This window comes from Streptomyces sp. NPDC037288 (genome assembly GCF_055603265.1).
In genome coordinates this window covers 1-5,731 of the sequence record NZ_JBVJVY010000131.1, presented here as the reverse complement: position 1 = coordinate 5,731, position 5,731 = coordinate 1, and the positions used below count along the sequence as shown (strand labels likewise).

General features: G+C 64.6%; 3 protein-coding genes and 1 pseudogene. 2 read left to right on the top strand and 2 right to left on the bottom strand.

Annotated elements, in window-relative coordinates:
* Window positions 1–113 precede the first annotated feature (113 nt).
* A complete protein-coding gene (locus ACZ7GZ_RS42105) occupies window positions 114–884 on the bottom strand; it encodes an ABC transporter permease (protein WP_471033028.1) in 771 nt (256 codons plus the stop codon).
* Between the two features lie 2 nt (window positions 885–886).
* On the bottom strand, window positions 887–1,840 hold the full coding sequence (locus ACZ7GZ_RS42100) for an ABC transporter ATP-binding protein (RefSeq protein ID WP_471033025.1): 954 nt from the start codon (window positions 1,838–1,840) through the stop codon (window positions 887–889).
* Window positions 1,841–2,391: 551 nt separating this feature from the next.
* Here ACZ7GZ_RS42100 and ACZ7GZ_RS42095 point away from each other — a divergent pair.
* Complete coding sequence (locus ACZ7GZ_RS42095; protein ID WP_471033022.1) at window positions 2,392–4,014, top strand: phospholipase D-like domain-containing protein; 1,623 nt, start codon at window positions 2,392–2,394, stop codon at window positions 4,012–4,014.
* A 600-nt stretch (window positions 4,015–4,614) separates the two neighbouring features.
* Window positions 4,615–5,548, top strand: a pseudogene (locus tag ACZ7GZ_RS42090) (IS110 family transposase).
* Window positions 5,549–5,731: the final 183 nt, after the last annotated feature.

The following is a 5,731-nucleotide window of genomic DNA, read 5'->3' as shown; positions in this document are numbered from 1 at the left end:
GGCCACTCGCTACGACAAGACCCGCGAGTCCTATCAGGCTGCCGTCACCATCGCTTCAATCCTGCTCTGGATCTGAACCTTTGAAGACGATCTCTTGTCCTGGAGTGCAATCTCTATGCGTCTCGCTCCTTCAGAAGTGCATACCCGCCCGCCAGCACCGCGAGGACCCACAGAGCCATGATGCCGAGGCCCCCCCACGGTCCGTAGGGACTCTCGTCGTTGATCGGAGTGACCACCTGCATGATCTTGCTGCCGGCCTGGTCGGGGAGGAAGCGTCCGACCTTCTTCGTCGCGCCCACGTTCCCCAGGATGTTGGAGATCAGGAAGAAAAACGGCATCAGGATGCCGAGCGAGAGCATCGACGAACGCAGCATCGTGGCGACCCCCATCGAGAACACTGCGATGAGGGTCATGTAGAGGCCGCCGCCGATGACCGCCCGCAGGACGTGTGGGTCACCGATCGATGCCCTGTGTGAGCCGAGCATCGACTGCCCCGAGAAGAAAGCGAGAAAACTGGTCATGGTGCCGACGACGAGGGCGAGCCCAGTGGCGACGGCTATCTTGCTGAACAGGAGGATGCCGCGCTGCGGCACGGCTGCCAGCGAAGTACGGATCATCCCGGTGCTGTACTCGTTCGACACCACGAGAACGCCGAACACGGTCATCGCGAGCTCCCCCAGGCTCATCCCGGCGAAGCTGATGAAGGTCGGATCGAAAAAAAGCCTGTCCTTCTCGCCCAAGTTGTCGAACTCATGATTCGACAATGCCGAGATCAGCATGCCGAGGGCGATGGTGACCAGCACGGCGAGGGAGAGCGTCCACATGGTCGAGGCAACGGACCGGATTTTGGTCCACTCGGACCGCACGACCTGGATCACTGTCATGCTCAGCTCCTCGTCTCGCCGTGGTCCCACCGCTCCTGATCGGCGGGCGCTTCGACATGCGCGTGGTACTCGACCGACTCCGCGGTCAGCTGCATGAACGCCTCCTCCAGGGCCGCCTGCTGGACGCTCAGCTCATGCAGCACGATCCGGTGTTTGGCAGCCAGCTCGCCAATCCGCTCAGCCTTGCTGCCGTCAACCACCAACGCCCCATCGCCCGCCTCGACCACGGTGATCCCGGCCTCGTACAGCGTGTCGAGCAGCTGCTCCCGCTGTGGGGTGCGGATCCGAACAAACGACCGCGAGTTTTGCTGGATGAAGTCGGCCATGGAAGTGTCAGCGAGAAGCTGCCCCTGCCCGATGACGACGAGGTGTTCTGCGGTCAAGGCCATTTCGCTCATCAGGTGACTGGACACGAACACCGTCCGGCCCTGGGCGGCCAGCGACTTCATTAGGTTCCGGATCCAGTGGATGCCCTCGGGGTCCAAGCCGTTCACCGGCTCGTCGAACATCAGAATCCGTGGGTCGCCGAGCAGCGCGCCCGCAATGCCAAGCCGCTGCCCCATGCCGAGGGAGAACCTCTTGGCCTTCTTCTTCGCAACCGTTGTGAGGCCGACGGTGTCCAGGACCTCCTCCACCCGGCTCTTCGGGATGTCATTGCTCTGGGCTAGGCAGAGGAGGTGGTTGTAGGCGGTGCGCCCACCGTGCATCGCTTTGGCGTCCAGCAGGGCGCCGACGTACTTCAGAGGATCCTTGAGATGATCGTAGTGCTTGCCGTCAATGCGTACGTCCCCCGATGTGGGCCGGTCAAGCCCGAGCATCATCCGCATGGTCGTCGACTTGCCAGCACCGTTCGGACCGAGGAAGCCGGTGACCACACCTGGTCTGACAGTGAAGGTGAGGTTGTTGACCGCTACCTTCTCGCCGTATCGCTTGGTCAGGCATAAAAGCTCGATCATGTCACCACGCTAAGACTCGGGTACGGCCGCTGCCACCCGACGCCACATGCCAGCCGTTTGCGCAGGAAAACCCATCCTGCACGACTGGGACGGGCCGGCGATCGGGGCCCTCCTCGTCACGTGCTTCGACGACGCCCTACTGCCCGTCAACCAGGCGGTCATGGGCGACGTCGTATTGCCGGTCCGTCCGGCTGCCGGCTGCCGGCTGCCGGCCTGTGAAGGAACTCGCCGGACTTCGCCGGATTCAGGCGTTCACCTGTCCCGCCTGGCCTCAGGAAGATCCGCTCGCCGGTCCACGTTTCGGCATCGAGTGCACCCCTAACCCTGCCCGTGCGGGCGACCAATTTCCCTGTGAATGCCGAGAGCGAGAACGTCCTGCGGAGAGCCCGCGAGGGCCGTGCTGAAGGATGCTTGAGGCCGGGCTGGGATGGCTGATGATCGACCATCGCTCAACCCCTGGGTTAACTGGGCGGTAACTTCATGGCGATGGGAGATCAACTTTGCGATCGATCCCCTCTTTTTGAAGATCCCCGGAAGGTGAGGAACCATCCTTGGCACGCCAACGACTGCGCCGCTTAAGCCGTTTGACGCACTGCGCCACCGTGCTCACAGCCGTCTTCGCCGCGCTCCCCGCCACCCCCGCGCATGCCGCGTCCATAGCCCCGCACCTGGACGCCGTTGAGCAGTCCCTACGTACCGACTCGCCAGGAACGGAAGGCCGGATGTGGCAGCGCACCAGTGGTAACGCCCTGGATGCGCCGGCCGACGATCCGAGCGGCTGGTTGTTGCAAACCCCTGGCTGTTGGGGTGACCCCGGCTGCACCGACCGCCCGGGTACCGGTCGAATTCTGGCCAAGATGACCGAGAACATCTCCAAGGCGCACGCTACCGCCGACATCTCCTCGCTCGCTCCGCTACCCAACGGCGCCTTTGAGGACGCGATTGTCGCTGGGCTCAAGGCATCCGTGGCGGCTGGCCACACGTTACGGGTACGCATCCTTGTAGGCGCCGCCCCCATTTACCACGTCAATGTGCGACCAGCGGATTACCGGGACGAACTGCTGGGCAAGCTCGGCGACGCAGCCAAGGGCATCACGCTCAACGTTGCGTCCATGACCACGTCCAGGACCGCGTTCTCCTGGAACCACTCCAAGCTCTTGGTGGTTGACGGACAGAGCGTGATCGCCGGCGGCATCAACGGCTGGAAGGACGACTACATCGACACCTCTCACCCGGTGGCGGACGCCGACCTCGCGCTTACCGGACCGGCCGCGCGCACGGCGGTCAACTACCTGAATGTACTTTGGAATTGGACGTGCCAAAACGCGGGCAACCCCGCGAAGGTCTGGCTCGCCACCTCCAACGGTGCCGCCTGTATGCCCACGATGGACGAGGACGCGGCCGTCGCTGACTTGGCCACTGAGAAATCCGGCGACATCCCCGTCATCGCCGTAGGCGGACTCGGTGTCGGCATCCAGGACTCAGACCCGGCATCGTCGGGCCGACCCACTCCGTCCGCTATGCCCGACAGCACGTGCCGCATTGGCGTGCACGACCGCACCAACAGGGACCGCGGCTACGACAGCGCCAACCCCGAAGAGAGTGCCCTGCGCTCGCTGATCGGCAGCGCCCGCGAACACATTGACATCTCCCAGCAGGATCTCAACGCCACCTGTCCACCACTGCCTCGCTACGACACCCGTCTTTATGGCATCCTGGCGGCCAAGCTCGCGGCCGGGGTCAAGGTCCGCATCGTGGTCAGTGATCCAGCCAACCGCGGGCTGATCGGCAGTGGGGGCTACTCGCAGATCAAGTCGCTGTCCGAGATCAGTGACATCCTCCGTGACCGGCTCATCCGGATCACTGGTGATCGGATCTCCGCGACCAGTGCCATGTGCGCCAATCTGCAACTCGCCTCGTTCCGCAGCGCCGCGTCGGCAAAGTGGCAGGACGGTCACCCATACGCTCTCCACCACAAGATCGTCTCGGTCGACGACTCCGCGTTCTACCTCGGTTCGAAGAATCTGTACCCGGCCTGGCTACAGGACTTCGGCTACATCGTGGAAAGCCCGGCCGCCGCACGGCAGCTGAAGGCGACGCTGCTGGATCCGGAATGGACCTATTCGCGGCAGACCGCCACAGTCGACTACACGCGCGGCGTCTGCCCGCGATAGGCCGGGCTCGGTCTCACGGCGTCCATCGGTTTCGCGGCCGGCGGCGGCGACGGCTGCGTTGCGGACGGGTCGAGTCCAAGATCAGCTACGTCGTCGATCCCGCGCAAGTGTGGATCATCACCAGCCGAATTCGCACGCCACCGTGTCTGAGCGAGGTCGCGCTGGTGTCGCCTCGATATCGCTGAACTCACCTGCACGAGTTGCTCCGCGACCGCAGGGCAGACGTCCGGCCGCTATCCCCTGCCCGGACCTGACCAGCCGGTTGCCGGGCCACCGAGGTTCTCCGTTGGGCTCCGGCCCTGAGGTGGCGTATCCACGGACCTGCCAGCTACCGGAAGAAAACCGTCATGGTGGGGCGCGTTTTCTCTCTCAGAGGTAGGCCCGGGGAACACGCCGCTCCCGGGTTGAGCGTTGGGCCTGTCGTCTCCTTCCTTGCGGGTGACGGGCCCAACGCGTAGCCATGGTGGCCAGTGCGGTTGCTGGTCCACCTTCCCTGTTCCTACCCAGAGGGCCAGGTCTCGTGGCTCTCAGGCTCATTGCAGGTTCCGTACAGCTGGTCCCGCTGCGACGGCTACCGCGCACCGTCGTAGATGGGTCTCCATGAAGGCCGCCCTGCATATCGTCCGGTTCGGGAGCAATCACCACACCGTGGTGCCCCAGCTCAGTCCAGAAGGCACGAGGCTGCTGTCGTGGCGGCTGGCCCACGACGAAACCGAGCTGCTGAAGCTCATCGGTGACGCCATGGCGCTGGCTGGGCGAGACCGTCACCCTGGGCCATCGACCTGTACGCAGGCAGAGCCGCGCTGCTGATCGCCCTGCTGGTCAACCACGACCGACGACTACGCTGCGTCCCCGGCCGCACCGTTCACCAGGCCTCCGGCTCCTACCGCGGGGCTACCAGACTTCCGCTGCCCCTGCGCCGGACCGGCTAAGAACCGCCTGGCCACCTGGCTGAAGAACCGCAAGGTCCGTGACTCCGTCGTGGTCGCAGCCACCACCATCCAGGCCGCCGAACCCCAACACACCGCTTTCCCAAAGAGAAGCTGGCTGCCGCCGTGGTTGCCAAGCTGGCGAGGGAGGTGATGACCCTCGATGAGGAGATCGCCGAGACCCGGCAATCTCCTCACGGGCCGGTTTCGCGAGCACCGCCATGCCGAAGCGATTATCAGCCTTACCCGTATGGGAGCCCTCCTTGGCACCGAATTCATCGCTCTCACCGGCAGTGACATGACCGCCCTCTCAACCCCCGACCGCCTCGTCCGAGTCCGCGGGCCTGGCCCCAGTGCCCGCGGACTCGGACGCATCAGCCCCCCGGCGCTACAGCCCGCCGCCTGCTGCGGAATCTTCTACCTCTCCGCCCAGGTCGCCGCCCGAGGCCGCCCGGTCCAAGGCGTTCTACGACCGCAAGAGAGCCGAAGGCGAAGGCTGCACGCAGGCGATCCTCGCCCTCGCCAGGAAGCCCCTGAACGTGTTGTGGGCCCTCATATGTGACGGACGGACCTTCGAGGCGATCCCTCCCGCACCCAAGCCGTAGCGGCATGGCACACTCACCGAACGTCACCCAATCCGCTTGACAATTTCATGGGGGATCTCTCCGTCTCACGATCAGTGACAGCCGTCACTGAACCTCTTTCATCCTGTGCTGGAGGGTGAAATGGGCTGGTCAGCGGGGGTGGTGACGAGGCAGGGCCCCTCGTCGTTGGCGTGGTGATTCCAC